The organism is Oryzomonas japonica (genome assembly GCF_008802365.1).
Lineage (GTDB): Bacteria > Desulfobacterota > Desulfuromonadia > Geobacterales > Pseudopelobacteraceae > Oryzomonas > Oryzomonas japonica.
Genome location: NZ_VZQZ01000007.1, coordinates 165,833 through 192,297, shown reverse-complemented (window position 1 = coordinate 192,297; position 26,465 = coordinate 165,833). Strand labels below are relative to the sequence as shown.

Annotated in this window: 20 protein-coding genes; 6 read left to right on the top strand and 14 right to left on the bottom strand. The window is 58.9% G+C overall.

The window, feature by feature from the left end; all coding sequences use genetic code 11:
• The first annotated feature begins 17 nt into the window (after nt 1–17).
• Entirely contained in the window at nt 18–1,073 is a 1,056-nt protein-coding gene (locus tag F6V25_RS12140) for a 3-deoxy-7-phosphoheptulonate synthase (protein WP_151128819.1), read from the top strand.
• An 89-nt stretch (nt 1,074–1,162) separates the two neighbouring features.
• Here the strand turns inward: F6V25_RS12140 and sppA are convergent, their stop codons facing one another.
• Nucleotides 1,163–2,050, bottom strand: coding sequence for a signal peptide peptidase SppA (gene sppA / locus F6V25_RS12135; protein ID WP_151128818.1), 888 nt, complete (start codon nt 2,048–2,050; stop codon nt 1,163–1,165).
• A gap of 65 nt (nt 2,051–2,115) precedes the next feature.
• On the opposite strand from sppA, the gene F6V25_RS12130 reads away from it, so the two are divergent.
• The gene (locus F6V25_RS12130) at nt 2,116–2,586 is read left to right on the top strand and encodes a metallophosphoesterase family protein (RefSeq protein WP_151128817.1); all 471 of its coding nucleotides are present in this window, start codon (nt 2,116–2,118) and stop codon (nt 2,584–2,586) included.
• 156 nt (nt 2,587–2,742) lie between these two features.
• Here the strand turns inward: F6V25_RS12130 and pssA are convergent, their stop codons facing one another.
• From pssA to ilvD, 13 genes are all read right to left on the bottom strand, one after another.
• Nucleotides 2,743–3,537 carry a CDP-diacylglycerol--serine O-phosphatidyltransferase gene (gene pssA / locus F6V25_RS12125; protein WP_191966172.1) on the bottom strand — a complete coding sequence of 265 codons (795 nt, stop codon included), beginning with the start codon at nt 3,535–3,537 and terminating at the stop codon, nt 2,743–2,745.
• Nucleotides 3,538–3,553: 16 nt separating this feature from the next.
• Complete coding sequence (locus tag F6V25_RS12120; protein ID WP_151128816.1) at nt 3,554–4,213, bottom strand: phosphatidylserine decarboxylase family protein; 660 nt, start codon at nt 4,211–4,213, stop codon at nt 3,554–3,556.
• 69 nt (nt 4,214–4,282) lie between these two features.
• On the bottom strand, nt 4,283–5,299 hold the full coding sequence (ilvC, locus tag F6V25_RS12115) for a ketol-acid reductoisomerase (protein ID WP_151128815.1): 1,017 nt from the start codon (nt 5,297–5,299) through the stop codon (nt 4,283–4,285).
• Nucleotides 5,300–5,580: 281 nt separating this feature from the next.
• Nucleotides 5,581–6,000 carry a response regulator gene (locus F6V25_RS12110; RefSeq protein WP_191966171.1) on the bottom strand — a complete coding sequence of 140 codons (420 nt, stop codon included), beginning with the start codon at nt 5,998–6,000 and terminating at the stop codon, nt 5,581–5,583.
• A gap of 361 nt (nt 6,001–6,361) precedes the next feature.
• Nucleotides 6,362–7,138, bottom strand: a complete 777-nt coding sequence (locus tag F6V25_RS12105; RefSeq protein ID WP_151128813.1) for an amino acid ABC transporter ATP-binding protein — start codon at nt 7,136–7,138, stop codon at nt 6,362–6,364.
• Nucleotides 7,125–8,141, bottom strand: coding sequence for an ABC transporter permease subunit (locus F6V25_RS12100; RefSeq protein WP_151128812.1), 1,017 nt, complete (start codon nt 8,139–8,141; stop codon nt 7,125–7,127). Before F6V25_RS12100 ends, F6V25_RS12105 begins: the two co-directional genes overlap by 14 nt.
• A gap of 5 nt (nt 8,142–8,146) precedes the next feature.
• On the bottom strand, nt 8,147–8,938 hold the full coding sequence (locus F6V25_RS12095; protein ID WP_151128811.1) for an amino acid ABC transporter substrate-binding protein: 792 nt from the start codon (nt 8,936–8,938) through the stop codon (nt 8,147–8,149).
• Nucleotides 8,939–9,039: 101 nt separating this feature from the next.
• Nucleotides 9,040–10,329 (bottom strand): tRNA (N(6)-L-threonylcarbamoyladenosine(37)-C(2))-methylthiotransferase MtaB, encoded by a 1,290-nt coding sequence (mtaB, locus tag F6V25_RS12090; protein ID WP_151128810.1) that lies wholly within the window; start codon nt 10,327–10,329, stop codon nt 9,040–9,042.
• Nucleotides 10,326–11,681: an MATE family efflux transporter gene (locus F6V25_RS12085; RefSeq protein WP_151128809.1), complete on the bottom strand. Its 1,356-nt coding sequence runs from the start codon at nt 11,679–11,681 to the stop codon at nt 10,326–10,328. The genes mtaB and F6V25_RS12085 overlap by 4 nt, the downstream gene beginning before the upstream one ends.
• Before the next feature lie 104 nt (nt 11,682–11,785).
• Nucleotides 11,786–15,409: a DUF748 domain-containing protein gene (locus tag F6V25_RS12080; protein ID WP_151128808.1), complete on the bottom strand. Its 3,624-nt coding sequence runs from the start codon at nt 15,407–15,409 to the stop codon at nt 11,786–11,788.
• A gap of 321 nt (nt 15,410–15,730) precedes the next feature.
• Nucleotides 15,731–16,222: an acetolactate synthase small subunit gene (gene ilvN, locus F6V25_RS12075; RefSeq protein ID WP_151128807.1), complete on the bottom strand. Its 492-nt coding sequence runs from the start codon at nt 16,220–16,222 to the stop codon at nt 15,731–15,733.
• A gap of 210 nt (nt 16,223–16,432) precedes the next feature.
• Entirely contained in the window at nt 16,433–18,133 is a 1,701-nt protein-coding gene (gene ilvB / locus F6V25_RS12070) for a biosynthetic-type acetolactate synthase large subunit (RefSeq protein WP_151128806.1), read from the bottom strand.
• Nucleotides 18,134–18,452: 319 nt separating this feature from the next.
• Nucleotides 18,453–20,114 (bottom strand): dihydroxy-acid dehydratase, encoded by a 1,662-nt coding sequence (gene ilvD / locus F6V25_RS12065; RefSeq protein WP_149305952.1) that lies wholly within the window; start codon nt 20,112–20,114, stop codon nt 18,453–18,455.
• Nucleotides 20,115–20,517: 403 nt separating this feature from the next.
• On the opposite strand from ilvD, the gene F6V25_RS12060 reads away from it, so the two are divergent.
• The 4 genes from F6V25_RS12060 to corA all read left to right on the top strand — a co-directional run bounded on the left by F6V25_RS12060 (nt 20,518) and on the right by corA (nt 26,451).
• Entirely contained in the window at nt 20,518–23,010 is a 2,493-nt protein-coding gene (locus F6V25_RS12060) for a glycogen/starch/alpha-glucan phosphorylase (protein ID WP_151128805.1), read from the top strand.
• Between the two features lie 96 nt (nt 23,011–23,106).
• On the top strand, nt 23,107–24,357 hold the full coding sequence (locus tag F6V25_RS12055; protein ID WP_246167038.1) for a replication-associated recombination protein A: 1,251 nt from the start codon (nt 23,107–23,109) through the stop codon (nt 24,355–24,357).
• Between the two features lie 56 nt (nt 24,358–24,413).
• Nucleotides 24,414–25,376 carry a 6-phosphofructokinase gene (pfkA, locus tag F6V25_RS12050; protein ID WP_151128803.1) on the top strand — a complete coding sequence of 321 codons (963 nt, stop codon included), beginning with the start codon at nt 24,414–24,416 and terminating at the stop codon, nt 25,374–25,376.
• 1 nt (nt 25,377) lies between these two features.
• The gene (corA, locus tag F6V25_RS12045; protein WP_151128802.1) at nt 25,378–26,451 is read left to right on the top strand and encodes a magnesium/cobalt transporter CorA; all 1,074 of its coding nucleotides are present in this window, start codon (nt 25,378–25,380) and stop codon (nt 26,449–26,451) included.
• The last annotated feature ends 14 nt before the right edge of the window (nt 26,452–26,465 follow it).

The window sequence follows — 26,465 nt, the reverse complement described above, 5'->3', positions numbered from 1 at the left end:
ACAAGGCGGAACACATCATGATTAAGACCAACAACCTCAAGATCACCGCCATAACGCCTGTCATCGCTCCCTCAGAACTGCGTCAGGTCTTTCCGCTCTCCGACCGCGACCGCGAGTTCGTCAACACGAGTCGCGAACGCGTCAAGGAGATCATCCATCGCCAGGACCGGCGCCTGATGATGGTAGTCGGCCCCTGTTCGATCCATGACCCCCTGGCCGCCGTTGAATATGCCAAACGCCTGGCACTGCTGTCCCGCAAGGTTGAAGATCACCTGCTCCTGGTCATGAGGACCTATTTCGAGAAGCCACGCACCACCATTGGGTGGAAAGGGCTGATCAATGACCCGGATATGGACCACAGCCACCTGATTTCCAAGGGGCTCGGCATCGCCCGTGGCCTGCTTCTGAAGATCACATCCCTGAACGTGCCGGTGGCCACCGAGATGTTGGACCCGATCACGCCCGAATACCTGGCCGACATGATCAGCTGGGGCGCCATCGGAGCCCGGACAACCGAGTCCCAGACCCACCGGGAGATGTCAAGCGGCCTCTCGTTTCCGGTCGGCTTCAAAAATGGCACTGACGGCAATCTGCAGATCGCCATGGACGCCATGAAGGCGGTTCAGCACCCCCACAGCTTCCTCGGCATCAACCGCGAGGGGCGGACCTCCATCATCCAAACCAGCGGCAACCCGGACGTCCACATCGTTTTGCGGGGCGGCTCCCGTAAGGTCAACTACACCCCTGAAGATATCGCCGCCACCGAAGAGAGCCTCAAAAAGAACGGGCTATTCCCCACCATCATGGTGGACTGCAGCCACGGTAACTCCAACAAGGATTACCAGAAACAGCCGGAGGTTCTGGAAAGCGTCATCCAGCAGGTTATGGACGGCAACAGCTCCATCTCCGGCGTCATGATCGAAAGCAATCTGGAGGCCGGCAGCCAGAAAATCCCTACCGATCTCAGCCAGTTGAAATACGGCGTTTCTATCACCGATGCCTGTATCGACTGGGCCACGACCGAAAGGATAATTCTCGCCGCCCACGAACGGCTGCGTAAGGCGAAAAGGTGAAATGCAAAATGTGAATCGTGAATTGTGAAAGGCCGAGAGGTAAAAAAGCGTTTTTTCACCATTCACCATTCACCATTCACGCCTCTCCCCTACTCCGCTTCGTACATCAATCGCATCCCGCCGGCGGCATTCCTCAGAGTGCCGCTGAATTTACCTTCCATACCGTCAGCCAACACATCCAGATAGTCGATCTTTTTCTTGGGAGCGTGAATAACCTCGGGATCGCCGGTGATGCCGGCCAGGCGACCAGCCTCATCAATGGCGTCCTGGAGGGTTCCCAGCCGATCAACCAGCTTCAGTCCCTTGGCCTGTTCACCGGAGAGGATGCGGCCGTCTGCAATCCTGCGCACATCTTCAAGCGGCAATTTGCGACCGGCGGCCACCGCCCGGACAAATTGTTCATGGGTATTATCGATGACCGCCTGGAGCATGGCACGGTCTTCCGTTGAAAGCTCCCGCAGCGGCGAGCCGGAATCCTTGAATTTACCGGTTTTGAGTGTATAGGACTTGATGCCGATCTTGTCCATCAGCGTTTCGATATTGGAAAGTTTGAGGATCACGCCGATACTGGCGGTGATGGTGCCGGGATTGGCGTAGATCAGCGTGGCCGGAGCGGAGATGTAGTAACCGCCCGAGGCGGCCAGGCTCCCCATGGAAACGATGATCTTCTTCTTGGCGGCAAACTTTTTGACCTCTTCGTAGATCTCCTGGGACGGCGCCACCACCCCGCCGGGTGAATCAACCCGCAGCACCACAGCCTTGATGTTTTCCTGTTTGAGGAAATAGCGCAGTTGGCGGATCGTATCCTTGGAGTCGAGGATCATCCCCCGGACCTCCAACAGGCCGACGCCCTCCTTGTCCACCAGTTTGGTATCCATTCCCCCGATTATCGCCTTGGCAATCAACAGGGAGCCGGCAAAGAGGACCAGGAAGGCTGCCACGGCGGCAAGGAAGATCACAGCAATTTTCTTTATCATGCAAGGCCACCCGGGTCGACAATTTTAGGGTGCCATGACACCCCGACTTCTGCTACACTATCACTATGAAAGTATTGGTGGTGTCCGATACCCACGGCAATTTTGCCCCTGCCCTGCAGGCCCACAGCCTGACGGAGCCTGTGGACGCCGTCATCCATCTCGGCGACGGCATCGAGGACGCAAACCTGCTTCGCAACCTGATGCATCTTGACGTCATCGCCGTTTCCGGCAATTGCGACCACGACGCCTCGGTGCCGCGTGAGATGTTGTGGGAATGTGAGGGCAAACGTGTTTTGCTGGTGCATGGAGACGCTTACGGGGTCAAGGGTGGGTTGGAAAGACTGAAACAACGGGCGGTCGAGATTTGCGCCCACATAGTGCTGTTCGGTCACAGTCATCGCGCCACCTGCATCACCACATCCGGCATCCTGTTCCTCAATCCCGGCACGCTGACGCGGACATCGGCCAACAAAACGTTCGCCACCATCGAAATCTCGGAAGAGTCCATCAACGCCCGCCTGCACGACATCCCCTGACCCTCTGTATTATCTGACAGGCTGTTGAAAACTCAGGTTGTTCAAAAATAGTCAGATCGTCGCACCCGCAAAAGGCCCTGCGGAGGCGTAGCAGCGCTACGCCGCACAAAAGGGCCTTCGAGGATGGCGGCGAGATGGCTGTTTTTCAACAACCTGCTAGCGTCCGGCAGCCGCTCCATGCCCCTTATGCACCGCCTTTTCCAAGCGGCGGCGGCGCGGCCATCCGACCGCAAAACCCAACGGGCCGGACACAACATACGTGAGCATAATACCAAAGGTCATCACCGCCGGTTCAGCGGCCACAACGATCAGCAGCACCACGGCCAGAAGCAGGAACCCGAAGGGCTGCCGCTTGATCAGCGCCGGATCCTTGAATGAGTAGTAGCGGAATCCCGACACCATCAGGAAGGCAAGAAGGTAGATCAGGACGAGAATAGCCAACCGTTTGTACGTGCTCGGCCAGCCGAAATGATGGAACAAAAGGACGGTTGCGGCCACCATGCTGGCTGCCGCCGGAATGGGCAACCCCACGAAACGTTTGCTCTCCACCGTATTGACCTGAACATTGAAACGCGCCAGACGCAGCGCGCCGCAGACCACAAACAGGAACGCCGCCAGCCAACCGAGACGGCCGAACGGTTTGAGCGCCCAGGCATACATCATCAACCCCGGCGTCACCCCAAACGACACCAGGTCGGCCAGGGAGTCGTATTCGACGCCGAACTTGCTGGTCGTTCCGGTCAGGCGGGCCACCTTGCCGTCCAATCCGTCAAAAACGGCAGAGGCAAAGATCCAGAGCGCAGCAACATCGAAATTGCCGTTGAGGCTGGCCACCAAACTGTAGAAACCGGCAAACATGCTCCCGGTCGTAAACAGGTTGGGCAGGATATAGATCCCTTTTTTGAGATTTTCGGCTCTTTCGGCCTTTTTTTCATTCAGTTCAGAGTTCATGCCACGCTTTCTCCGCCTATGCGAGACGCCCCAGCACGGTCTCTCCCGCCACGGTCACATCTCCAAGCTTTACCAGCGGTTGTACGTCAACCGGCAGATACACATCAACCCTCGACCCGAAGCGGATCAGTCCGTAACGCTCCCCCCGTTTCAGCGCGTCCCCGGTCCGGGCGTAGCAGACGATCCGGCGCGCAACCAGGCCGGCAATCTGCACAAAAGCCAGCCGAACACCGCCTGCGGCTTCCAGGATGATGCCGTTGCGCTCGTTTTCGAAGGAAGCCCGGCCGTCACGGGCATCAAAAAACTTGCCGCGATGGTAAAATGTGTCTACGACCGTGCCGTCGAAAGGGACACGGTTGACGTGCACATTGAAGACCGACATGAAAATACTGATCTTAAGCGCCGGGATACCGAGTGGTGTCTCAGGGACGCACTCCGCCACGATCACCGTCCCGTCGGCAGGGGCCACTACCGCGCGCCCGTCAATGGGCGGGGTACGCTCGGGATTACGAAAAAAATAGAGAATGAACAGGGTCGCTACGCAGAACAGCGCAGCGGGAGCAGCCAGCACCAGGGAACACCATTTCCAGGCGGCCACGGCCAAAAGAAGCGTCAATCCGGCGGAAATAGCGATGAAGGGATAACCTTCTCTGGCAAATGGGGTCGATTTATTCATGCAACCTGCCTGAACGCGCAGACACCCCTCTCCCAACGGGCAAAGGGGTGTCGAATGCGTAGAATTTTTCTAGTTTTTGGTTTTGTCAACGATCTTGTTTTTGCCGATCCAAGGCATCAAAGCACGCAGCTTGGCCCCGACCTGCTCGATCTGGTGTTCGGAACCGCGACGGCGCAGGGCGCTGAAGGTCGGCTTGTTGACCTTATTCTCCAACATCCATTCCTTGCAGAATTCTCCGTTTTGGATTTCGTCGAGGATTTTCTTCATTTCCTTCTTGGTTTCGGCGTTGACGACGCGCGGGCCGCGGGTCAAATCGCCATATTCGGCGGTATTTGAGACCGAGTAGCGCATGTTGGCGATGCCGCCTTCATAGATCAGGTCAACGATCAGCTTGGTTTCGTGCAGGCATTCGAAGTATGCCATCTCCGGGGCGTAGCCTGCCTCCACCAAGGTCTCGAATCCGGCCTGGATCAGGGCGGCAATGCCGCCACACAGCACTGCCTGCTCGCCGAACAGATCGGTCTCGGTTTCCTCTTTGAACGAGGTCTCGATGATACCGGAACGACCGCCGCCAACTGCCGAAGCATAGGCCAGCGCCAGATCCTTGGTCTTCTTGGAGGGGTCCTGGTGCAGCGCGATCAGGCAGGGCACGCCGCCTCCCTTGGTGTACTCATGGCGCACCAGATGTCCCGGTCCCTTGGGGGCCACCATGAAGACGTTGATGTCTTCGCGGGGAGCAATCTGGCCGAAATGGATATTGAAGCCGTGGCCAAAGGCGATGGAAGCGCCCTTTTTCAGATAAGGAGCGATCTCTTCGCGATAGATGTCGCCCTGGATCTCGTCCGGGAGCAGAATCATCAGGACATCGGCGACCTTGGCGGCTTCGGCAACCGTAACAACCTTGAATCCGGCGTCCTTGGCCTTCTTCACGGAAGCAGAATCCTTTTTCAGAGCGACGAGTACGTCGATACCCGAATCTTTAAGGTTCAGGGCATGGGCATGCCCCTGAGAACCATAGCCGACGATGGCGACTTTTTTCTTTTTCAGAAGTGCTACGTTACAATCTTTGTCGTAATAGACCTTCATACTATTGTTCCATCCTTCCTACGAAATTTCCGGAAAAACCGGTACAAACCGTTGATAAAACAAGTTCTGAAAATAGTACATTCCCTAACAACTGTCAATAAATTACCACAAAAAGAAGCCGGGTTGAAAACCAAGACAACAAAAACGCCCCCTTGCTCGAAGAGGGCGTTTTTGTTTACAAAATGTCGTGTTTCACATCTCTGCCGGGGATTCCGGAATCTTTACCGCAACTTCTTGCAATTCCCGTCCTTATACCGCGCAGTATTTCTCCGCCTCAGTCGTCATACGTTACCCAGCATTGCGCATATCTTCGAGATCAATTCTTTGGGGCTGATCGGCTTGGACAGGAATTCCGGAGCATTTATGTTCGCTTCGTTGATCATGTCGGCGCCATTTGGGTAGCCACTCACCAAAATGGCCTTCAACCCAGGCTTTATCCTGCACATGACCTGATAAGCATAAAAGCCATTCATCCTCGGCATGAGTACGTCGCTCACCAGCAGGTCGATACGGGCGGATTCTTTCATGAAAAGCCCGCATGCCTCTACCCCGTCCGTAGCGGTAAGCACGGCAAAACCGTACTCCTCGAGGCAATCCTGCAGCATCTGCCGCACCAGTAACTCATCATCGACCACCAATATCGTTCTTTGTTTCTGTTGGCCATCGTTCTCGATGTGTGCGGGCTGAAGTGATCGGACCATTGGTGTCTCCGTCGTGCCAGGCATGGGATACGGTGCAATTAACAGCTATCAACTCTCGTGCCATCTCGTAAAAACGCATGGTATCCAAGAGTTACATGCCGACGACCCCTTGAAGCGTACAACGGGACATTTTGCAACAGCAACAAATGGTAATTTTTTTAACACTTTCAATTTAATATAACGATTACAACAACATGCACAATGTTAGTTTTTTTAACACTAAATAAATACTATTTATATATCAATCAGTTACAACCATCATCACAATGGTAATTTTTTTAACACCATCCCGCGAGCGCTACAAAAAAACCGGAAAGCGCCAGCGCCTTCCGGTTCGACAAACCTGATAATCCCTCCCACCTTACAGCAATCTGTTGAGAAAGCTCCTGATGCGCTCGTTTTCCTGGCCAACGCTGAAAAATTCATGGGGATTCCCCTGGGCTAAGAAATGACCCGATTCCATAAAGATCACCCGGTCGGCCAGTTCACGGGCAAATCCCATGTGATGGGTGACGATGATCATGGTCATCCCCTCGTCGGCCAGGGTATGAATGGTGTCGAACACCTCCCCCACCAGTTCCGGGTCCAGCGCCGACGTCGGTTCGTCGAACAGCATCAACTTGGGACGCATGGCCAGGGCTCGGGCAATGGCCACCCGTTGTTTCTGCCCCCCCGACAGGGTGGCGGGAAAGACGTCCCTCTTGTCGGACAGCCCAACCTTGGACAGCATGTCGGTGGCAACCTGGCGTGCTTCGTTCAGCGGCATTTTGCGGACGATCAGTGGCCCTTCCATGACATTGCCCAGCACGGTCATGTGGGGAAAGAGATGGAAATGCTGAAATACCATGCCGATCTCGGTCCGCAGGGCGCACACCGCCGGGGGGCGGTCCAGGTGGCGACGGCCGTGGCTGGTGACGTACCCCACCTCGCGCCCCTGGAAACGGATGACGCCGTCATCGATCTCTTCCAACAGGTTGATGGAACGCAGCAACGTGGACTTGCCCGATCCCGATGGTCCGATGATGACCAGTTTCTCGCCCGGAAAGACATCCAGATCGATCCGGTCGACCGCCGTCAGATTTTTAAAACGCTTGGTTATGCCCTCCAGCCGGATCAACGGCTCCCTAGCGGTGTTCATAGATCCCTGCCCGGTACTCGATTTTTTCAAAAATGAAGGTGAAGATGCTCGTCAAGAGAAGATAGATGGCCGCCGCCAAAGCCAGGGCCGTGATGTTGAAATAGGTATTGAAAAGCTGGTCGGCCGAGCGCATCAACTCCACCATGGCGATGGTGGATACCAGGGCAGTGTCCTTGATCAGGGCGATGAATTCGTTGCCGATGGGGGGCATCAGCCGTTTGTAGGTCTGGGGGATGATGACGCGCCGCATGGCTTGTCCGTAGGTCATGCCGATGGCCTTGGCCGCCTCCATCTGTCCCTGATCGATGCTCTGGATCGCGCCACGAATGATTTCTCCCAGGTAGGCCGAGTAATTGAGCCCAAGACCGATCACGGCGGCGGTCAGGGGCGGCAGAGTTACACCGAAGGCCGGCAGGCCGTAATAGATGAAGAAAAGCTGAAGCAGAAGCGGCGTGCCGCGAAAGAACCAAATCACGAACCAGCACGCGGCGGACAGGGGACGGAAGGTGCTGATGCGCCCCAGGGCGATCAGGAGCCCCCCCAGGGGGGAGACCAGCATGGTGCAGAGCACCAGCAGCAGGGTCATGGTCGCCCCCTTGAGCAGCGCCGGGAGGAATTTGCGGCTGTCGTCCAGCAGCGAGAGCCAACGCGACTGCTGCTGTTTTTGGATGGCGGCGACAGCGTTCCGCGCCTCGCTGTTGTCCGGGAACAGCGCCAGGACCTCCCGACTGGCGGCCAGGGCTTTATCAGCCTCGTTCAACGAGACGTATATTCTGGCCATCTGCATGCGGCTGGCCACAAAAGCGCCTGCATCAGCACCTTTGGGCGGAACCGGGATCTGCCTGAGCAGTTCCACGGCCCCCGGCAGGTCCCCCTGGGCCATCAGTTCCCCCGCCTGGCGGGAGAGGGCGTCGCTGTCCAGCGCCCGACCGGTTCCGGCCAGCGTCCACAAAAAAAGCAGGGTCACGGCGACCCTGCTGATGAGTATGTAAAAGCGATTCATAGTCTCTAAAATTTCTTGGGATTAGTGATGTCTTCCGCAAACCACTTCCGGGAGATCTTGGCCATGGAGCCGTCCTTCACCATCTTGTCCAGGGTCTGCTGCACCTTGCCGCGCAGGCCATTGTCATCTTTGCGGAAGGCCACGCCAAAAGGTTCCTTGCTGATCATACCGGGCAGGATCTTGAACTTGCCGGGACGCTTGGCGATCATGTCGCGACCGGTGACATTGTCCACCACCACCACGTCGATACGCCCGGCTTCCAGGTCAAGCAGCGCCTTGGGATAGTCTTCGTATTCCTTCAGTTCCTTCGGGGGGGTGGAAAGTTTCTTGACCGCTTCCAGGCCCGAGGAGCCCTTCTGGGTGCCCGCCTTGATCCCTTTCAGGTCTTTCAGCCCTTTGAAACGCTTTTCCTTGAAATTGACGACCGCGATCTGGCCGTCCATGATATAGGGTTTGGTGAAGGCCACTTCCTTGGCCCGCTCCGGCGTAATGGTCATACCGTTCCAGATGCAGTCGAACTTCTTGGCGTCCAGGGAGTGGATCACCCCTTCCCAGGCGGTGGGCTGCCATACGATCTTGATGCCGAGACGCTTGCCGACCTCTTCGGCGGCGTCGATGTCGAAGCCGACCAGCTTACCGTCTGCCTGGCGATACCCCATGGGAGGAAAGGCGTCATCAAGACCTATAACCAGCTTGCCCCCTTTTTTGACGCGCTCCCAAGACCCGTCACCGGCAAAGGCGCAGACCGCCGCAAGGGACAACAGAACAGTTAGGCATAGAACAAGCGTCTTCTTCATGGTTCTCTCCTCAAACAATAATTTGACAAAGCGGGGCGCGATTATCACAGAAATGGTTGGACCAGTCAAGGAAAGATACGTTTTTACGAATGTTGTTCCCCCTATAGTCCGCTCAGTCGTCCCTGGGCCCGTCCGTCCAAAATGCGCTCGATCACAACGGCTGCCTCCCGATTGACCAGATCTTCCGCCGCAACGTATTCCACCTGGAGATAATTCCTGCTCAACCCCCTGATACGTCCCGTTTCCGGTTCCCATGTCTGTCCCAGGACCGGCAGGGTACGCCCGATGAAGCGTTGGAGAAATGCGTCATTTTTCTTTGCCGCAGCCCCCCTCAGCCGCTCCGCCCTCCCCCTGACGACATCCGTGGGCACCTGGGCCGGCATCCCGGCCGCTTTGGTACCGGCCCGCCGGGAAAAAGGAAACACATGCAGGTCGGAGAACGGCAGCCGTTCCACAAGGTGCAGGGTCTCCAAAAACTCATCATCCGTTTCGCCGGGAAACCCGGCAATCACATCGGCCCCGATAAAAGCGTCCGGCAGTGCGGTCGTGACCCGTGTCACCAAATCGCTGAAAAAACGGGCCGTGTAGCGTCGCCCCATACGATGCAGCACGGTGTCGCTGCCGCTCTGCAGGGGGAGATGGACATGGGGGCAGATGACGTCCGAGGCGGCCATGAGTCCGATCAATTCGTCGCTCAGTTCGTTGGGTTCCACCGAGCCGATCCGCAGGCGCGGGACAGCCCCTTCGTCCGCAATGCGACGTACCAGGCCGGCCAGGGAGTGACGCGGGGAGAGGTCGAGTCCGTAGGCCCCCAGGTGAATACCGGTCAGCACCACTTCCCGGTAACCGTTGGCAGCCAGTTCCCGCACCCCTTTCAACACATCGTCCATGGGCACGCTGCGGCTTCTGCCGCGGGCATAGGGCACGATACAGTAGGCGCAGAAGGAATTGCAGCCGTTTTGGGCCTGGAGGAAGGCGCGGGTATGCTCGGCAAAGCTCGAAAGCGGCAGTGGCTCGGCCGTCTGTTCGGCGCTGATGTCCGAAATGCGGCTCTCCCCCGCCTCCACCAGGCCGGCAATGTCCTGTTTTTCCCGATTGCCCAGCACGCTGTCCACCTCGGGCATGCGCTCCAGTTCCCCCGGGGCCACCTGGGCGTAACAACCGGTAGCGACAATGCGGGCCAGGGGATTCAGGCGGCGGGCGCGCCGGATCAGGCGACGGGTCTCGGCGTCGGTGCGGGCCGTGACCGTACAGGAGTTGACCACGTAGATATCGGCAGGTTCGGTGAAGGGGACCACGCGATAACCGGCCTTTTGGAACTGCTCGCTCATGGCGGCGGATTCGAACTGGTTGGTCTTGCAGCCCAGAGTAGCGATGGCGACACGTTTCATGCGGGTAGAGTATCCTTTTCCAACTTATTCACGATCCAGGTGACGTAGATGACCACAATGACGGCGGCCGACCAAGTGGTGATGAAGATGCCCCACCAGATGCCCATCACGCCCCACCCCAGCATGATGGCCAACAGGGGGAACGCCAGAGCGGGCGCAGCAATCTGCCGATAGAGGCCGATCAATAGCGCGAAACCGGGACGTTTGACCCCCTGCATGGCCGAAACGCACACATAGAGAAGCACGTAGGCCGGGAACACGAACGCTTCGATCCCAAGGTAACGGACCCCGGCGTTGATGACCGCCCCATCGCGGCTGAAGGCCGACATCAACTCGGTACTAAAGGCCAACACCAGGACGGTACCGATGGCGGCCAGGATGAAGCCGTACCGGAGCGACAGGGCCAGTACGTGGCGGATACGCTTCAGGTTCCCCGCGCCAAAGTTCTGGGCGGTCAGGGCCAGGGTGGAAACGTTCAGTCCCATGATCGGCAACAGGGCGAGCTGTTCGACGCGGGTGCCGATGCCGTAGGCCGCCACCACCTCCTTGCCGAACCTCCCGGCAAACCAGGTGATGATGAAGATTCCCACGGTCACGGTCATCATGTTCAAAGCCGAGGGAAAGCCCTGCTTCATCAACTCGCCGTAATACTGCCTGCGGGGCCACAACTCGCGCAGGGTAAAGGTAGGAAGGAACCCCAAACGCAAAAGGCGGCTGAAGAGGTAAAAATTGCCCAGGCACTGGGTCGATATTGTTGCCAGGGCGATGCCGGGCAGCCCCATGGTGGGGACCCCCAGACCGCCGTACATGAACCAGGGGTCAAGAACCAGGTTCAGGAAAAAAGCCGTGACCAGAAAATTGCGATAGGTGGCCGTATTGCCGTGCGAGTTGAGAATGGCGCTCATCACGAAATTGAGCATGGAAAAGATTGCGCCGCCCAGGGTCACGTTCATGTAGCCAAGCGCCAGGGAGAGGTACTCCCCCTGGGCACCCATGAAGATGAAGATGCGGGGTGCGAAAACCAACCCCAGGGAGGTCAGGATAACGGCATGCACCAGCGCGAAGGAAAGGGCCTGCAGTACGAAGCACTGGGCCTCGTCGCGGCGCCCCCGTCCCAGCGCATTGCCGATCAGGGTCGTTGCCCCGGTCGAGATGCCCGCGCCCACCGCCAGGATGATGAAGAACACCGGGAAGCAGAGCGACATGGCCGCCAGCGCCGTGGTGGAAAGCCGGCCGGCGTACCAGGTATCAACCACGTTGAACATGGTGTTGAAAAAGAAACCGATCCCGGATGGTATGGCCAGGCGCCGGATCAGTGCCGGTATGGGAGCGGTGGTCAGATCGGTGGTCATGGGTTACACCAATTCCAAATCAAGGCGCTATTCTCGCATTGGCTCGTCTTCGGCTCCTCAACGTACTCCCCGTACGCCTTCGTCGCCTCAATCCTCGTCGCATATTACTGTGCAATGGCATTCAACTCCACCCGGCTGCGTGAAGTCGTCTCCTTTTCCGGCGCCTTGAACAGGTCGTCGTTCTTCTGGAAGACCCGTTCGGCCGGGACATGCCCCTTTGCCACCAGGTAATTCATAACCGCCACGACCCGCTCGCGGGCCAGTATCTTCAGCTCCGTCTCCCCGATCACCGTATTGGCGATGATCAGTTTTTTCATCTCCTCGGGCGGAAGGGTCTTGACCAGGCCGAGCATATTGCGCGGTTTGGGGAATTTTTCCTTTTTGTAGACCGCGGTCAGATAGGTCGGATACTCATCCGGACCCACCGTGATGCTGTCGGCCTTTTCACCCTCCTTCAGCGCCCCCTGTCTGCCCAGGGCCAGGAACTTTTCCCCCCTCACCTTCCGGTCCAGCAGTTCGCGGCGGTACCCCTCCGTGTCCTTTTCCCGGTCCACATACCCTTTCAACTCCACCTTGAGGGCCGGCCGATCCAGGAGCGCCTTGGCCAGCGCGTTCAGCTTCTGTTCCTCCTGGGGGGGGATTGCGCTGGCGCCGTGGCCGAACTGGATGGCGCTGAAATCCTGGCCGCTGCCGACCATGGACGAGAGCAGGGACAGGGGCGAGGTGACCGCCTTGACCATCAGGTTCCTGATAACCTGAAAGACCAGCTTCCAGACGCTGAATTTGGGATCGTCGGTGCGGCCGGTGACCGGCACGTCCAGGTGGATCTCCCCCTTGCGGTCCTTGAGCAGGGCCAAGCCCAGCTTGACCGGCAGCTTGGTGGCCTTGCCGCTCTCCACCTTTTCGCCGAACGTGAACTGGTCGATGAAGATGCTGTTCGAGGCCTTGAGCAGTTTCTTTTCGATGTGGTACGTGAGGTCAAGGTACAGCTTGCCCTTCTCCACCGTGTACCCCAGATAGGTGCCGGAATAGGGGGTAACGGGCGACAGTTCGATGTCGCGGAAGGAGACCTTCAGGTCCACGAACAGGTCGTCGCGCAGCGGGTTGATCCGGCCGGTGATCTGGAGCGGCGAGTGGTTCTCCAGATTGCCGCGCAGGTCCACGTCGGCAAACTTGGATTCCTCGGAACTGAGGCCGCTGACCCGGCCGCCCAGGTTGTAGAAGGTGGTGGCGAAGTGTTGCGGCAGGTGGTTGTCGCTAAAGGACAGGGTACCGTCCTGAATCGTCACGGTGCCGATCTGTATCTGTTTTTTAGCGGCCGCCCGCTGCGGGGCGCTGGCGGCTGGAGGCACGGCCGTTACAGGGGCAGCGGATACCGGAGCGGCGGATGCCGAGGCCGCAGGGGTCGGCGCCTGTTTGGGTTTTTCCACCAGATTCTGCAGGTTCAGTGTGCCGTCCTTCCGCACGATGATGCGGGAGTAGACCCCGTTGAGGGCGATCTGGCGCAGGGCCAGGCTGAAGGGCTCCAGATTGCCTTGGATGTCGTCCAGTTGCAGGCTTTCCCATTTGAGCAGGTCTTCCTCGGACATGGTATCGATGGCGTGGAAGCCGCGGACACCGGCACTTCCTTTGAACGTACCGGTCGGCTTGCCGTCCTTGAGGGCGATATCCACGTACATGCTGGCGTCGGCGGAGCCCCCCAGGATGAAGACGTTGATGTTGGAGGGGAAGTATGCCTCAAAATCGCGGAGCGGCAACCTGCCCGCGCTGACGCTTCCACGGTAGCGGAAGGGATTGGGCGTGATCGTGCCGCTGGCCTTGAGCGGTGTGGCCTTGTTGAAGATCGACGAAAAACGCACCTGTGCCGGGGTGAATTTCGGGCCGTTCAGGTTGGCCAGGGTGAGACTGGTGTTGCGTAGCGTGAAGCGCGGCTTTTCCGGCAGCGTCTTGTCGGTAAAAGAACCGGCGAGTTTGTCGATACGCACCTTCTTGATGCGGAAGGAGAAGGGCTTGGCAGTCGGTCGTCCCGATGTTGCGGCGCTCTTCCTGCTCGAGGGCTTGGGCTTTTGTGCGGCGGCTCCCTGTGGTTTTTTCAACAGCGACAGGATCGAGATGCTGCTGTTTGCCTCACGGGAGAGAGAGACATTCCCCTGGGCCAGCATTACGTCGTCCAGATCAAGGCGGTTTTCCCGTTGACGGTAGGCCGCGCCGTTCACCTCCAGGCGCCGCAGGTCGAGCCCCTCTTTGTTGCCGTAGCGTGCCGAGAGCCCGCTGAGGGCAAGATCCGCCCGTTCCACGTCCACCCCGCTCTCCGGGGAATAGGCAGCCTCAACGGACAGGTCCAGGGTCCCCTTGAGCGGCGCCGTCAGGAACCGGGCCAGATAGGGCCACCCCCTCTGGAGTTTCAGGTCGTTCAGCTCGGCCGAAACCGTGGCCTTGAGCGGAGTCAGGCTGAAAGCGCCATCGGCGCTAAAGTCGGCCTCGTTGTCGAGGGACAGCGCCACTTCGTAATCAGTCGATTTTCCCGGTTCGTTGGTGAAACCTTTTACCGCGGCATTGACCCCGGTGATGTTTCCCTTGAAGCCTCCCTTGGGAAGGGCGTCGTTCACGTGGAGTACGCCGTTTTTGAAATCGAATGAAGCGATGCGGACCAAGGTTGCGGGGCTCTTTTTCGCATCCGTATCGGCCTTGGCAGCCGGTTTCTGCCCTGTCCCGGCAGACTGAGGCAGCAGGCGCTGGTACATCCACTCCCCTGCGGCACTGCGGCCGGCAAACAGTTCAAGCCCCTCCACCGTGATGCTGTCCACCAGAAAACGCCGGGCAAAGACCTCCAGGCTCGACGCCCGCACCTGGAACGACGGGAGCCGGAGCAGCGGCTGGCCCTCTTTAAGGTTAACGGTAACGCCATCCAGCTGCACCAGCCCCTTGATGGCCAATTCCGGTTTTTTTTCCGCGGATACGCGATAACTGACATCCGTGTTGACGGTCAGTTTGCCGGACGCCAGATCAGCCGGCGGCTTGACCGGCACATAGGCCACATAACCGGGCAGGTCGAGCTGCCGCAGGTCGATGTGCACGGAGGTTTCCAAGGATTTGCTGAGCGGTTTTACCTTGCCGGAAAAGCTGAAGGGTGCGCCGTTCACCAGGGCCGAGATGTGGGGATCGGTGTATTTTTCCACCAGATAGGGGATGTTGCTGATAAAGGGAACCGCAACCTTGAGGTCGCGAACGGTGTGTTTCCTCCCACCTCCCACGGCCCGGTCGTCAAAATCCACGGAACCGTTGGCAAGGGTGATATTGTTGATGGAAAAGCGGAATTCCCCTTTGGATTCCTTTTTGGGCTTTGCCTTCTGGCGCTCGATGATGTCGTTGAAGCTGTACCTGTTGGCGGCCAGACGGGCAATGGAGAGCGAAGGCGCCTCAATGGCGACTTGGGAGATGATCAGGGCGCGTTTGTAGATCGAGGCCAGACCGAGGGAGGCGCGGAGTTGCCTGATGGAGACAAAGGGGCCGCCCCCCTTCTCTTCGATGGCAAAGCCCGTGACCGTAACCGTGAGGGTAAAGGGATTGATGCCGACCTTCTCGATGCGGACCTTCCTGCCGGTGGCCTCCTCCAGGGCCGTGACGGCCTGGCTCCGGACGATGAGCGGCAGAATGGCGCTGCAGAAAAGGATGATCGCCACGAAAGTGGCGGCGATGATGATGGCTATCTTACTTTGTCTCGACATGTCGCCCTCGCGGCCCTCGCGGCAGAACAGGATCAACAAAAAAAAGTCCTTTTCAGAAATAATACCACGGACCCATCACCATTAATAATCCTAAAATCGGTACTTCCGCCACAGAGCCACCGGGACCCAGAGAAAATCACAGAGTTTTTCCAACTATTCTCACATTCGTGAATGAGCCATTAAGAAAATGAGCCAAAATGCTGTCTAACTCTCTGAAATTTTTCTCCGTGTCTCGTGTGGCCCTAGGGCACATGATCTAACGAAAAGGGCCGCGCAAGCGGAAATTGCGCGGCCCCAATGAGTCTGCGGCGACCGCCGCCCCTACCCTTTCCACCCTTTGGCGCCGCGCCCGATGGCCACAGCGCCGGTGCGGACCAACTCCTTCAACCCCAGTGGCCGGAGCAGTTCCAGGATGGCGTCGATCTTGGCCGGACTTCCGGTAGCCTCGATGGTGTAGGATTTAGGGGTGACGTCGATGATCTTGGCGCGGAAGATGTCGACAATCCGCAGCACCTCGGCGCGATTCTCGTCCTCGGCCGTAACCTTGACCAGAATCATCTCGCGTTCGATGGCGCTACCGTCGCTGAAATCGATCACCTTGAGCACGTCGATCAGCTTGTTAAGCTGTTTGGTGATCTGCTCAAGAATCTGCTCATCGCCACGGGTGACGATGGTCATGCGCGAGAGTCCCTCCTCGTTGGTCGGGGCGACGGTCAGGGAATCGATGTTGAAGCCGCGTCCCGAGAAAAGACTCGCCACGCGGGAAAGTACGCCAAATTCGTTTTCAACCAGTACTGATACGGTATGCAGCATGGGAAACCTCCATAAAGTCAAAAGCTACTTCCGCCACAGAGACACGGAGACACAGGGGCACACAGAGAAAACCCAAAAACAAAGCAATCCGAAAGGGATAATTCTATAAATGCATAAGACAAACGGGCCTTTCCGGCTATCTTCTGCCTTCGGCCTTTCTCTGTGTTTCTGCGTCTCTGTGGCAGATTTAATCAATTATTCATTCATGAGTTACGCATTCAAGACCATCTCGTTCAGCGACGCCCCGGCAGGAACCATGGGCAGCACCTTTTCCTCTCGGGCGATCTTGAACTCCATGATCACCGGACCCTTTTCCTTGAAGGCCTGCTTGATGACCGTTTCCACCTCGCCCGGCTTGGAGGTGCTGAACCCCTTGGCCCCGTAGGCCTCGGCCAGCTTGACAAAATCGATGGGCAGCTCCATGCAGGTCTGGGAATAGCGTTTGTCGAAGAATAGCTCCTGCCACTGGCGCACCATGCCGAGGAAGTTGTTGTTCAGGATCACGATCTTGACCGGCAGGCGGTTCTGCACCAGGGTGGCGATCTCCTGAATGTTCATCTGCACGCCGCCGTCGCCGCAGATGGAGATGACCTGACGCTCGGGGAAAGCTGCTTGCGCCCCCATGGCTGCCGGCAGGCCGTACCCCATGGTGCCGAGCCCGCCCGAGGAGAGGAGCGTGCGCGGCTTATTGAACTGGAAGAATTGGGCGGTCCACATCTGGTGCTGCCCCACGTCGGTGGCGACAATGACGTCATCGTCCGACAGTTCCCGCAATTTTTGAATGACGAACTGGGGCTTGATGATGGTTGAGCTCTGCTTGTACCCAAGGGGGTGTTTGTCCTTCCAGCCGGCAATATCTTCGTGCCAGGGGGTCAGCGCCGCCTTGAACCCATCCGCCTTATCCTTATGCTTGTCGGCCAGTTTGATCATCTTGGCCAAAACGTCCTTCACGTCGCCCACTATCGGCAGGTCAACCCGCACGTTTTTCTTGATGGAGGTCGGGTCCACATCGATGTGGATGATCTTGGCGCCGGGTGCAAACGTGGCGATCTTGCCGGTCACCCGGTCATCGAAGCGCGCCCCTACGGCAATGATCAGGTCGCTGTTGGTCATGGCCATGTTGGCGCAGTAGGAGCCGTGCATGCCCAGCATGCCGAGTGACAGCGGGTCGTTTCCCGGGAAGGACCCGAGCCCCATCAGGGTGGTGGTCACCGGCACCGACAGTTTGCGGGACAGGCCGGTCAGTTCGTCCGAGGCATTGGCCAGTATAACCCCGCCCCCGACGTAGATCACCGGACGGTGGGATTCCAGCAGCATGTCCACCGCCTTTTCCACTTGGCGGGGATGCCCTGTCACGGTCGGCTTGTAGCTGCGCATCTCTACCGTATCCGGGTAGACGAATTCAGTCTCGGCGATCTGCACATCCTTGGGAAGGTCCACTAGAACCGGGCCGGGCCGGCCGGTGCTGGCGATGTAGAAGGCCTTTTTCATGATCAGAGCCAGGTCCTTCACATCCCGCACAAGGAAATTGTGCTTGGTGCAGGAGCGAGTGATACCGATGATATCCACCTCCTGGAAGGCGTCATTGCCGATCAGCGCCGTGGACACCTGGCCGGTGATGATCACCATGGGGATCGAGTCCATGTAGGCCGTGGCGATACCGGTCACCGTGTTGGTAGCGCCCGGCCCGGAGGTGGCGATGGCGACGCCGACCTTGCCGGTGGCGCGGGCATAGCCGTCGGCCGCATGGGTGCCGGCCTGTTCATGGCGCGGCAGAATATGGTGAATATCCTTGAAACTGAAGAGTTCGTTGTAGATGTTGATCACGGTGCCTCCGGGATAGCCGAAGACCGTGTCCACACCTTCCTTTTTCAGACATTCCAGCAATATGCGTGCACCGTTCATTTTCATGGGTGATACCTCTTATTTGTAAGGATCGTTGAATGGGAAGCTATCGTTTGCGCGCCGCCATTGAAGCAATGACATGTATGGCGAAAACAACCGACCTGTGCGGAAGCGTTTCCATGGTTCCTCCTTTAAGCGCAGTCCGGTTCAAGACGCTCAGATGCATCAACCCCGGAAGTAGTAACAGACTGTTGAGAAATTGAGGTTATTCAAAAACAGTCAGATCGTCGCACCCGTAGAAGGTCCTGCGGAGGCGTAGCAGCGCTACGCCGCACAAGGGGGCCTTCGAGGATGGCGGCGAGATGGCTGTTTTTCAACAACCGACTTAATCGGCCGTGGTCACGGCGCCGGTGTGGGCCGAGGTCACCAGCTTGGCGTAGCGTGCCAGCCAGCCGGTCCTGATCTTGGCTTCCGGGGCCTTCCAGGCGGCCCGGCGGGCAGCCAGGGTGGCGTCGTCCACCAACAACTCCAAGCGGCGATTGGGGATATCGAGCAGAATGCGGTCCCCCTCTTCCACCAGGGCAATCGGGCCGCCCTCGGCCGCTTCCGGCGAGATATGACCGATACAGGGACCGCGGGTGCCGCCGGAGAAACGGCCGTCGGTCACCAGGGCGACCGAATCGCCGAGCCCCATCCCCATGATGGCAGCCGTGGGGGCCAGCATCTCGCGCATGCCGGGACCGCCCTTGGGTCCCTCGTAGCGGATCACCACCACATCGCCCGAGGTGATTTTCCCCTCCATGATGGCGGCCATGGCCTTTTCCTCGGCGTCGAAACAGCGGGCCGTCCCCTCGAACAGCATCATGGCGGCCGACACGCCCGACTGCTTGACCACCGCCCCCTTGGGGGCCAGGTTGCCGGTGAGGATGGCGATGCCCCCCTCTTTCTTGATCGGATTGGAGAGCGGACGGATCACCTCTTCATCCACATTGGCGATGCTTTCCGCCAACTGATGGGTGGTCAGGCCGAAGAGGGTCGGCGCATCCTTGATCTTGTCCCCCAACTGTTTGAGCACACCGCTGACGCCGCCGGCCACGTCCAGGTCTTCCATGAAGTATTCCCCGGCCGGGTTCATGGAGGCCAGTTGCGGGGTGTCCTTGGCCAGGATGTCGAAGGTCTCCAGCGGCAGATCCACCCCCGCCTCCCGGGCGATGGCCAGAAGGTGCAACACGGTATTGGACGAACCGCCCAGGGCCAGATCGACCCGGATGGCGTTTTCGAAAGCCGCGCGGGTCATGATGTCGCGGGGTTTGACGTCATTTTTCACCAGTTCGACGATCTTCTCGCCCGAGGCAAAGGCGATGCGGCGCTTGAGGGCAGAAACCGCCAGGGCGGTGCCGCAGCGTGGCAGGCTCATCCCCATGGTCTCGGTCAGGATGGCCATGGTATTGGCGGTGAACAATCCCTGGCAGGAGCCCATGCCGGGACAGGCGTTGTCCTCGCAGATCTTGAGTTCCTTGTCGTCGATCACGCCGGCCTTGTAGCGGGCCATGGCCTCGAAGGTATCGGTGACAAAGGAGTATTTGCGCCCGCTCAGGCTGCGCCCGCTCATCATGGGACCGGCGGTGACGATGATGCAGGGGATGTTCAGGCGCGCGGCGGCCATCAGCATGCCGGGGGTAATCTTGTCGCAGTTGGTCAGGAGCACCAGGCCGTCCAGCCGGTGCGCCTCGGCCACCGATTCCACCATGTCGGCGATCAGTTCGCGGGTCGGCAGGGAGTAATGCATCCCCTTGTGCCCCATGGCGATCCCGTCGCAGACGCCGGGGATGCCGAAGAAGAAGGAATAGCCTCCGCCGGAGTGGACGCCTTTCTCAATGAAGCGTTCCAGATCGCGCATGCCGGAGTGGCCCGGAATCAGATCGGTGAAGCTGGTTGCCACGCCGATGAACGGTTTTTCAAAGGCGCTGTCGGGAACGCCGGTTCCCTTGAGAAGCGCCCGGTGTGGTGTTCGTTCGAGTCCCTGCTTGATGGTATCGCTACGCATGATGGTCGTCCTTGATGATTCGAATTTTTCGTGGCGCCAAACAGCCGGTTGGCGCGAATAAAGGATATAAAAGATAGTATATATGCGGACGGGTGTCAACCCGGAATGCCGAGGAGTTACGCCGCTATTCCGCAGATAAAAAAACGGACGGTCGCCTCAAGGTCCCTCTGGGCGATGGGTGGGCAGGCTCAGTGTCGCTCGGTTGCCGAAAAACCCCATGGGCCACGATGTGCCGGCCAGGCAGTGCCTCGCAATCGCACGCCAAACCACCCAACTTCTGCACGGCGTTTGGCTCCGCCCCCCTCTCGACGCATTCATTAGCAATACCTAACCTTGCTTTCGAAGGAATCTGCCTATATACTTTATCGTCGCTCCCTAACACGTGACATGAAGGATCGGTTCCATGAACACACATGATATCCCTCCAAGCGGTGAAACGAAGCCGACCGCAACCGATCTGCAACGTTCCTTCATGCGGCATCTCCACTACACCCTAGTCAAGGACAAATACTCCGCCACCAAGGCCGATCTCTACCTGGCTCTTGCCTTTGCCGTGCGGGACATGCTGGCGGAACGCTGGCTCGACACCCAGCAGTCCTACTACATCAATGACGCCAAGCGGGTCTACTACATCTCCATGGAATTCCTGATGGGCCGCAGCCTGGGCAACAGCCTGATCAACCTCGGAATCAAGGAGGAGTGGGAAAATGCCCTCATGGAGATGGGGATCGACCTGGAGGACATCGCCGAAACCGAGTGGGACGCGGGCCTGGGCAACGGTGGCCTGGGACGGCTGGCGGCCTGTTTTCTCGACTCCATGGCCACCATGAGCCTGCCGGCCTACGGCTATGGCATCCGCTATGAGTACGGCATGTTTTATCAGAAGATCGTCGACGGCGGCCAATACGAACTGCCGGACAACTGGCTCCGCTATGAAAACCCCTGGGAGTTCGGCCGCCAGGAGCACCTGCACAAGATCCGCTACGAAGGCAGCATCGTGGAATCCAGCGACCCTGCGGGGGAGGTACGTCATTCGTGGGTCGATACCCATGACGTCATGGCCCTGGCCTACGACGTGCCGGTGCCGGGCTACGGCAACGAGACGGTCAACACCATGCGCCTGTGGAGCGCCAAATCGACCCGTGAATTCGAGCTTGAGTCCTTCAACCGGGGCAATTACGTGGGCGCGGTCGAATCCAAGATGAAGACCGAGAACATCTCCAAGGTGCTCTACCCGGCCGATCACATGGCCGAGGGCAGGGAGTTGCGCCTGCGCCAGGAGTACTTCCTGGCGTCGGCCACGGTGCAGGATATTTTCTACCGTTTTTCCAAAAAACATGACGACCTCAATCTATTGCCGGAAAAGGTGGCCATCCAACTCAACGACACCCACCCTACCCTGGCCATCCCGGAGTTGATGCGTATCCTGCTGGACGAGAAGCTGCTTTCTTGGAAAACGGCCTGGGACCTCTCCGTGAGGACCTTCGCCTACACCAACCACACCATCCTGCCCGAGGCCCTGGAAAAATGGCCGGTGCGCATGCTGGAGGGCATCCTGCCGCGCCACTTGCAGATCATCTACCGGATCAACGACCATTTTCTCAAGGAAGCGAGCGTCCGATTCCCCGGAGATAGCGACCGATTGCGTCGCATGTCCATCGTGGGAGAGGAGGGGGAAAAGCATATCCGCATGGCCTACCTGGCCATTGTCGGCAGCCACTCCATCAACGGCGTGTCGGTGTTGCACAGCGAAATCCTGAAGGACCACCTGTTCAGCGACTTCTTTGCCCTCTGGCCGGAACGCTTCAACAACAAGACCAACGGCATCACCCAGCGGCGCTGGCTCAAGTGCGCCAATCCCTGGCTGTCTGACCTGATCTCTTCCACCATCGGGGATGCCTGGGTCACCAATCTGGATGAATTGCAAAAACTGCGGGCAATGGCCGAGGACCGTGATTTCCAGCAACAGTGGGCGGAGGTAAAGCGTGCCAACAAGCAGAGACTGGCTGACTACATCTACCGGCATAACGGTATTCAGGTTTCTCCCGACTCCCTGTTCGACTGCCAGACCAAGCGTCTCCATGAGTACAAACGGCAGCTGCTCAACGTCCTCCACGTCATCGCCCGCTACAATCGCATCAAGGCCAATCCGGGCCTGAACGTCCCACCCCGCACGGTCATCTTCAGCGGTAAGGCGGCGCCATCCTATTTCATGGCCAAGCTGATCATCCGCCTGATCAATGCCGTGGGAGAGGTGATCAACAACGACCCGGCGGCCCACGACCGGCTCAAGGTGGTGTTTCTGGCCAATTACAGCGTTTCCCAGGCCGAACTCATCTTCCCGGCAGCCGACCTGTCGGAGCAAATTTCCACCGCAGGGACCGAGGCGTCCGGCACCGGCAACATGAAGTACGCCTTGAATGGCGCCCTGACCATCGGGACCCTGGACGGCGCCAATATCGAGATCATGGAGGAGGTCGGCCGGAACAACATCTTCATCTTTGGCATGAACGCCGAACAGGTGGAGGGTCTGAAGCGCGCCGGATACCGCCCCGGCGATTATTATTCCCACAATCAGGAGCTGCGGCAGGCTATGGACATGATCGCCGACGGCTCCTTCTCACCAGGCGATCCGGGCCTGTTCAAACCGATTGTGGACAACCTGCTGGGCAACGACCCCTACCTGCTCCTGGCCGACTACGCCTCCTATGTGGCCTGCCAGGACGAGGTGGACCGGCTCTACCGCCATCCCCACGAATGGACCCGCAAGTCGATCCTCAACACGGCCGGCATGGGGAAATTTTCCAGCGACCGTACCATCGCCGAGTATGCCCGGGATATCTGGGGCGTCAAACCCGAAAAGGTAGGCCGCCACAGCCGGCGCGACCTGGCCTGACCCGAAATGGAGCCAATGAAGACACCAACCCTGTGGGATTCCCCCGACAATTCAAAAGACCAACCGATCCCGGCGAACGCGCCGTTGGCGGAACGCATGCGCCCCCGCAGCGTAGCCGAATTCACCGGGCAGGAGCACCTGCTGGGCGACGGGCGCATCCTGCGGCGCATGATCGAGACCGACAACCTCTCCTCGATGATCTTCTGGGGCCCGCCCGGGTGCGGTAAAACCACCCTGGCCCATGTCATCGCACGGGAGACCAAATCCCACTTCATCTTTTTCTCCGCCATCCTCTCGGGGGTCAAGGAGATTCGCGAGATCTTCCGCGAAGCGGAGGGGTATGCCGCCCGCGGCGCCCGCACCATCCTGTTCGTGGATGAGATCCACCGCTTCAGCAAATCCCAACAGGACGCCTTTCTTCCCTACGTGGAAAAGGGGGTCGTCACCATTATCGGCGCCACCACCGAAAACCCCTCCTTCGAGGTGATCGCACCGCTCCTCTCCCGCTGTCGCGTACTGACCCTGAACCAGCTGGACGCGGCCACGGTCGGGACGATCCTGCGCCAGGCGCTGAACGATGGGGAGCGGGGCCTCGGCAGTCTCGGGCTGACGGCCGACGACGACGCGCTCGTCTTCCTGGCCGACCAGTGCGGCGGCGACGCCCGCATAGCCTTGAACACCCTCGAGGTGGCAGCGGGAATTACGACAGATGGCGTCATAACTATCGAGACCGTGCAGGAGGCCCTGCAAAAAAAGGCCCTGTTGTACGACAAGGGGGGCGAAGAGCATTACAACGTCATTTCCGCCTTCATCAAATCCCTGCGCGGCAGCGATCCCGATGCGGCCCTCTACTGGATGGCCCGCATGCTGGAGGCGGGGGAGGACCCGCTCTTCATCCTGCGGCGCATGATCATCATGGCCTCCGAGGACATCGGCAACGCCGACCCCCGGGCCCTGCAGGTGGCGGTTTCAGCCCTTCAGGCCTTCCAGTTCGTGGGGATGCCCGAGGGACGCATCACCCTGGGCCAGGCGGTCGTCTACCTGGCAACGGCCCCCAAGTCGAACGCCTCCTACGCCGGTATCAACGCAGCCCTGTCCGAGGTCAGGAAGAGCGGCGCCCTCCCCGTCCCCCTGCATATCCGCAACGCCCCCACCAAGCTGATGAAAGAATTGGGCTACCACAAAGGGTACCAGTACGACCACGACTACGAGGAAGGGTACGCCGGGCAGGAGTGCCTGCCGGAAAAACTGGCCGGACAGAAGTTCTACGAGCCCAAGGGGCACGGCTACGAGAAGAACATCCTGGAGCGCATGGAGTGGCTGCGCGCCAGAAAGAAAAAACCATAGAAAATGCATTTCCCCCTTTGCCCAAGGGGTGAAGCCTATCAAGGAGATACCTGCTCATGAAACGACTCGCCATACTTACCAGCGGCGGCGACTGTTCCGGCATGAACGCCGTGATCCGCGCCGCGGCCCGCACCGCCATCGCCAATAATGTGGAAATGATCGGCTACCGCAAAGGATTTGCCGGCCTCTTGAAGAACGACTATCTGGACCTTACGAGCAGAGCTGTTTCGGGGGTGCTCCAACGGGGGGGGACCTTCCTGCAGTCGGCCCGGTCCCAGGAATTCCGCACTGAGGAGGGACGCCGCAAGGCACTGGACAATCTGTTGCAGGAAAAAGTCGATGGTTTGATTGTCATCGGCGGCGACGGTTCCCTCAACGGTGCCCGCGCTCTCGACCTGCTCGGTTTTCCGGTAATCGGCATCCCGGCCAGCATCGACAACGACATCCCGTACACCGACATGGCGCTGGGGGTGGATACGGCGCTGAACAACATCATCTACGCGGTGGACTGTATCAAGGACACCGCCAGTTCCCACGACCGGGCCTTTATCGTAGAGGTTATGGGACGAAACTCCGGCTACCTGGCATCGACCTCGGCCATTGCCACCGGCGCGGAATTTGCCATTGTGCCTGAGGTGGAATTCGACCTTGCGGAAATGTGCCATCAGTTGCGGCGGCGCTACGAAGAAGGGCGCACCAATGCCTTGATCATCATGGCCGAAGGTGCCGGGCACGCCCAGGAGATCGCCGACAGCATCAAGGACTGCGCCGGCTTCGAGACCAGGGTGACCGTGTTGGGGCACTACCAGCGGGGCGGCGCGCCCACGGTCTTCGACCGTCTGCTGGGAAGCCGCTTCGGCTTGAAAGCGGTGGAGCTGTTGCTCTCCGGGACAAAAGGGGTTATGCTCGGCCTGTCGATCAATTCCTTGACCACCACGCTGCTGGAGATGGTGGTCAAGGGAGGCCAGAAAAAGCTGAACAACGAATTGGTGCACATGGCCGGCATCCTGGGGATCTGAGATGGCGCGCAAACGCAGGTTCTACAACGGGCAGTCCCGCAAGGCCGGTCTTCCTCCCGGCACCCTGGTCCACATCGGCACGGCTCGCAGCGGCGGCGCCGCCATCGACGTGACCGTCTATACGCCGGACACTGTCAAAGAATTTCGCCCCGAGGGATTCGATCAATGCATCCAGCCCCCCCCCAGACCGGCCATTACCTGGGTCAATCTGGAGGGGCTCCAGGATGTGGAGTTGATCCGGCGTTTCGGCGAATGCTATCATCTGCACCCGCTCGTGCTGGAAGATATCGTCAATACGACCCAGCGCCCCAAGATCGAGGATTACGGCGACTACATATTCATCGTCGCCCGCATGATCAGCTTCACGCCGGAACAGGGCATAGAAACCGAACAGGTCAGCATGATCGTCGGGCCGAACTACCTGCTGTCGTTCCAGGCAGGGACCGCCGGGGACGCCTTCGAACCGGTGCGGGAGCGGATCCGCAGCGGCCGGGGCCGCATCAGGACCATGGGTGCCGACTATCTGGCCTACGGCCTGATCGACGCCATTGTCGACAACTACTTTACCGTACTGGAGGGGATGGGGGAACTCATGGAGGATCTCGAGGAAGAGTTGGCCCAGGGGCCGACCCAGGAGATTCTCAAAAGGATCATCGCCCTCAAGCGGGAGATCATCTTCATGCGCAAGGGGGTCTGGCCGCTGCGCGAGGTCACCGCAGCCCTGGAACGGGGCGAATCGCCCCTGATCAGCGCGACGTCGCGGATCTTCTTCCGCGACACCTACGATCACACCATCCAGGTTATCGACGGCGTAGAGACCTTCCGCGACCTGTTGTCCGGCATGCTGGACCTGTACCTGTCCAGCATGAGCAACCGCACGAACGAGATCATGAAGTTTCTAACCGTCGTCGGCACCATCTTTCTGCCGCTGACCTTCATAGTCGGCGTGTACGGCATGAACTTCAAGTATATACCCGAGTTGGAATGGCGTTACGGCTATTTCATCATCTGGGGAGCGATGCTGGCCATTGCCGCGGCAATGGCTCTCTATTTCAAACGAAAACGGTGGTTATGAGCAGGTCATCGAAA

What these genes read in the sequence shown, in the direction of transcription:
- F6V25_RS12140 (WP_151128819.1), top strand. Translation starts at nt 18, where the DNA reads ATGATTAAGACCAACAACCTCAAGATCACCGCCATAACGCCTGTCATC.
- sppA (WP_151128818.1), bottom strand. Translation starts at nt 2,050, where the DNA reads ATGATAAAGAAAATTGCTGTGATCTTCCTTGCCGCCGTGGCAGCCTTC.
- F6V25_RS12130 (WP_151128817.1), top strand. Translation starts at nt 2,116, where the DNA reads ATGAAAGTATTGGTGGTGTCCGATACCCACGGCAATTTTGCCCCTGCC.
- pssA (WP_191966172.1), bottom strand. Translation starts at nt 3,537, where the DNA reads ATGAACTCTGAACTGAATGAAAAAAAGGCCGAAAGAGCCGAAAATCTC.
- F6V25_RS12120 (WP_151128816.1), bottom strand. Translation starts at nt 4,213, where the DNA reads ATGAATAAATCGACCCCATTTGCCAGAGAAGGTTATCCCTTCATCGCT.
- ilvC (WP_151128815.1), bottom strand. Translation starts at nt 5,299, where the DNA reads ATGAAGGTCTATTACGACAAAGATTGTAACGTAGCACTTCTGAAAAAG.
- F6V25_RS12110 (WP_191966171.1), bottom strand. Translation starts at nt 6,000, where the DNA reads ATGGTCCGATCACTTCAGCCCGCACACATCGAGAACGATGGCCAACAG.
- F6V25_RS12105 (WP_151128813.1), bottom strand. Translation starts at nt 7,138, where the DNA reads ATGAACACCGCTAGGGAGCCGTTGATCCGGCTGGAGGGCATAACCAAG.
- F6V25_RS12100 (WP_151128812.1), bottom strand. Translation starts at nt 8,141, where the DNA reads ATGAATCGCTTTTACATACTCATCAGCAGGGTCGCCGTGACCCTGCTT.
- F6V25_RS12095 (WP_151128811.1), bottom strand. Translation starts at nt 8,938, where the DNA reads ATGAAGAAGACGCTTGTTCTATGCCTAACTGTTCTGTTGTCCCTTGCG.
- mtaB (WP_151128810.1), bottom strand. Translation starts at nt 10,329, where the DNA reads ATGAAACGTGTCGCCATCGCTACTCTGGGCTGCAAGACCAACCAGTTC.
- F6V25_RS12085 (WP_151128809.1), bottom strand. Translation starts at nt 11,681, where the DNA reads ATGACCACCGATCTGACCACCGCTCCCATACCGGCACTGATCCGGCGC.
- F6V25_RS12080 (WP_151128808.1), bottom strand. Translation starts at nt 15,409, where the DNA reads ATGTCGAGACAAAGTAAGATAGCCATCATCATCGCCGCCACTTTCGTG.
- ilvN (WP_151128807.1), bottom strand. Translation starts at nt 16,222, where the DNA reads ATGCTGCATACCGTATCAGTACTGGTTGAAAACGAATTTGGCGTACTT.
- ilvB (WP_151128806.1), bottom strand. Translation starts at nt 18,133, where the DNA reads ATGAAAATGAACGGTGCACGCATATTGCTGGAATGTCTGAAAAAGGAA.
- ilvD (WP_149305952.1), bottom strand. Translation starts at nt 20,114, where the DNA reads ATGCGTAGCGATACCATCAAGCAGGGACTCGAACGAACACCACACCGG.
- F6V25_RS12060 (WP_151128805.1), top strand. Translation starts at nt 20,518, where the DNA reads ATGAACACACATGATATCCCTCCAAGCGGTGAAACGAAGCCGACCGCA.
- F6V25_RS12055 (WP_246167038.1), top strand. Translation starts at nt 23,107, where the DNA reads ATGCGCCCCCGCAGCGTAGCCGAATTCACCGGGCAGGAGCACCTGCTG.
- pfkA (WP_151128803.1), top strand. Translation starts at nt 24,414, where the DNA reads ATGAAACGACTCGCCATACTTACCAGCGGCGGCGACTGTTCCGGCATG.
- corA (WP_151128802.1), top strand. Translation starts at nt 25,378, where the DNA reads ATGGCGCGCAAACGCAGGTTCTACAACGGGCAGTCCCGCAAGGCCGGT.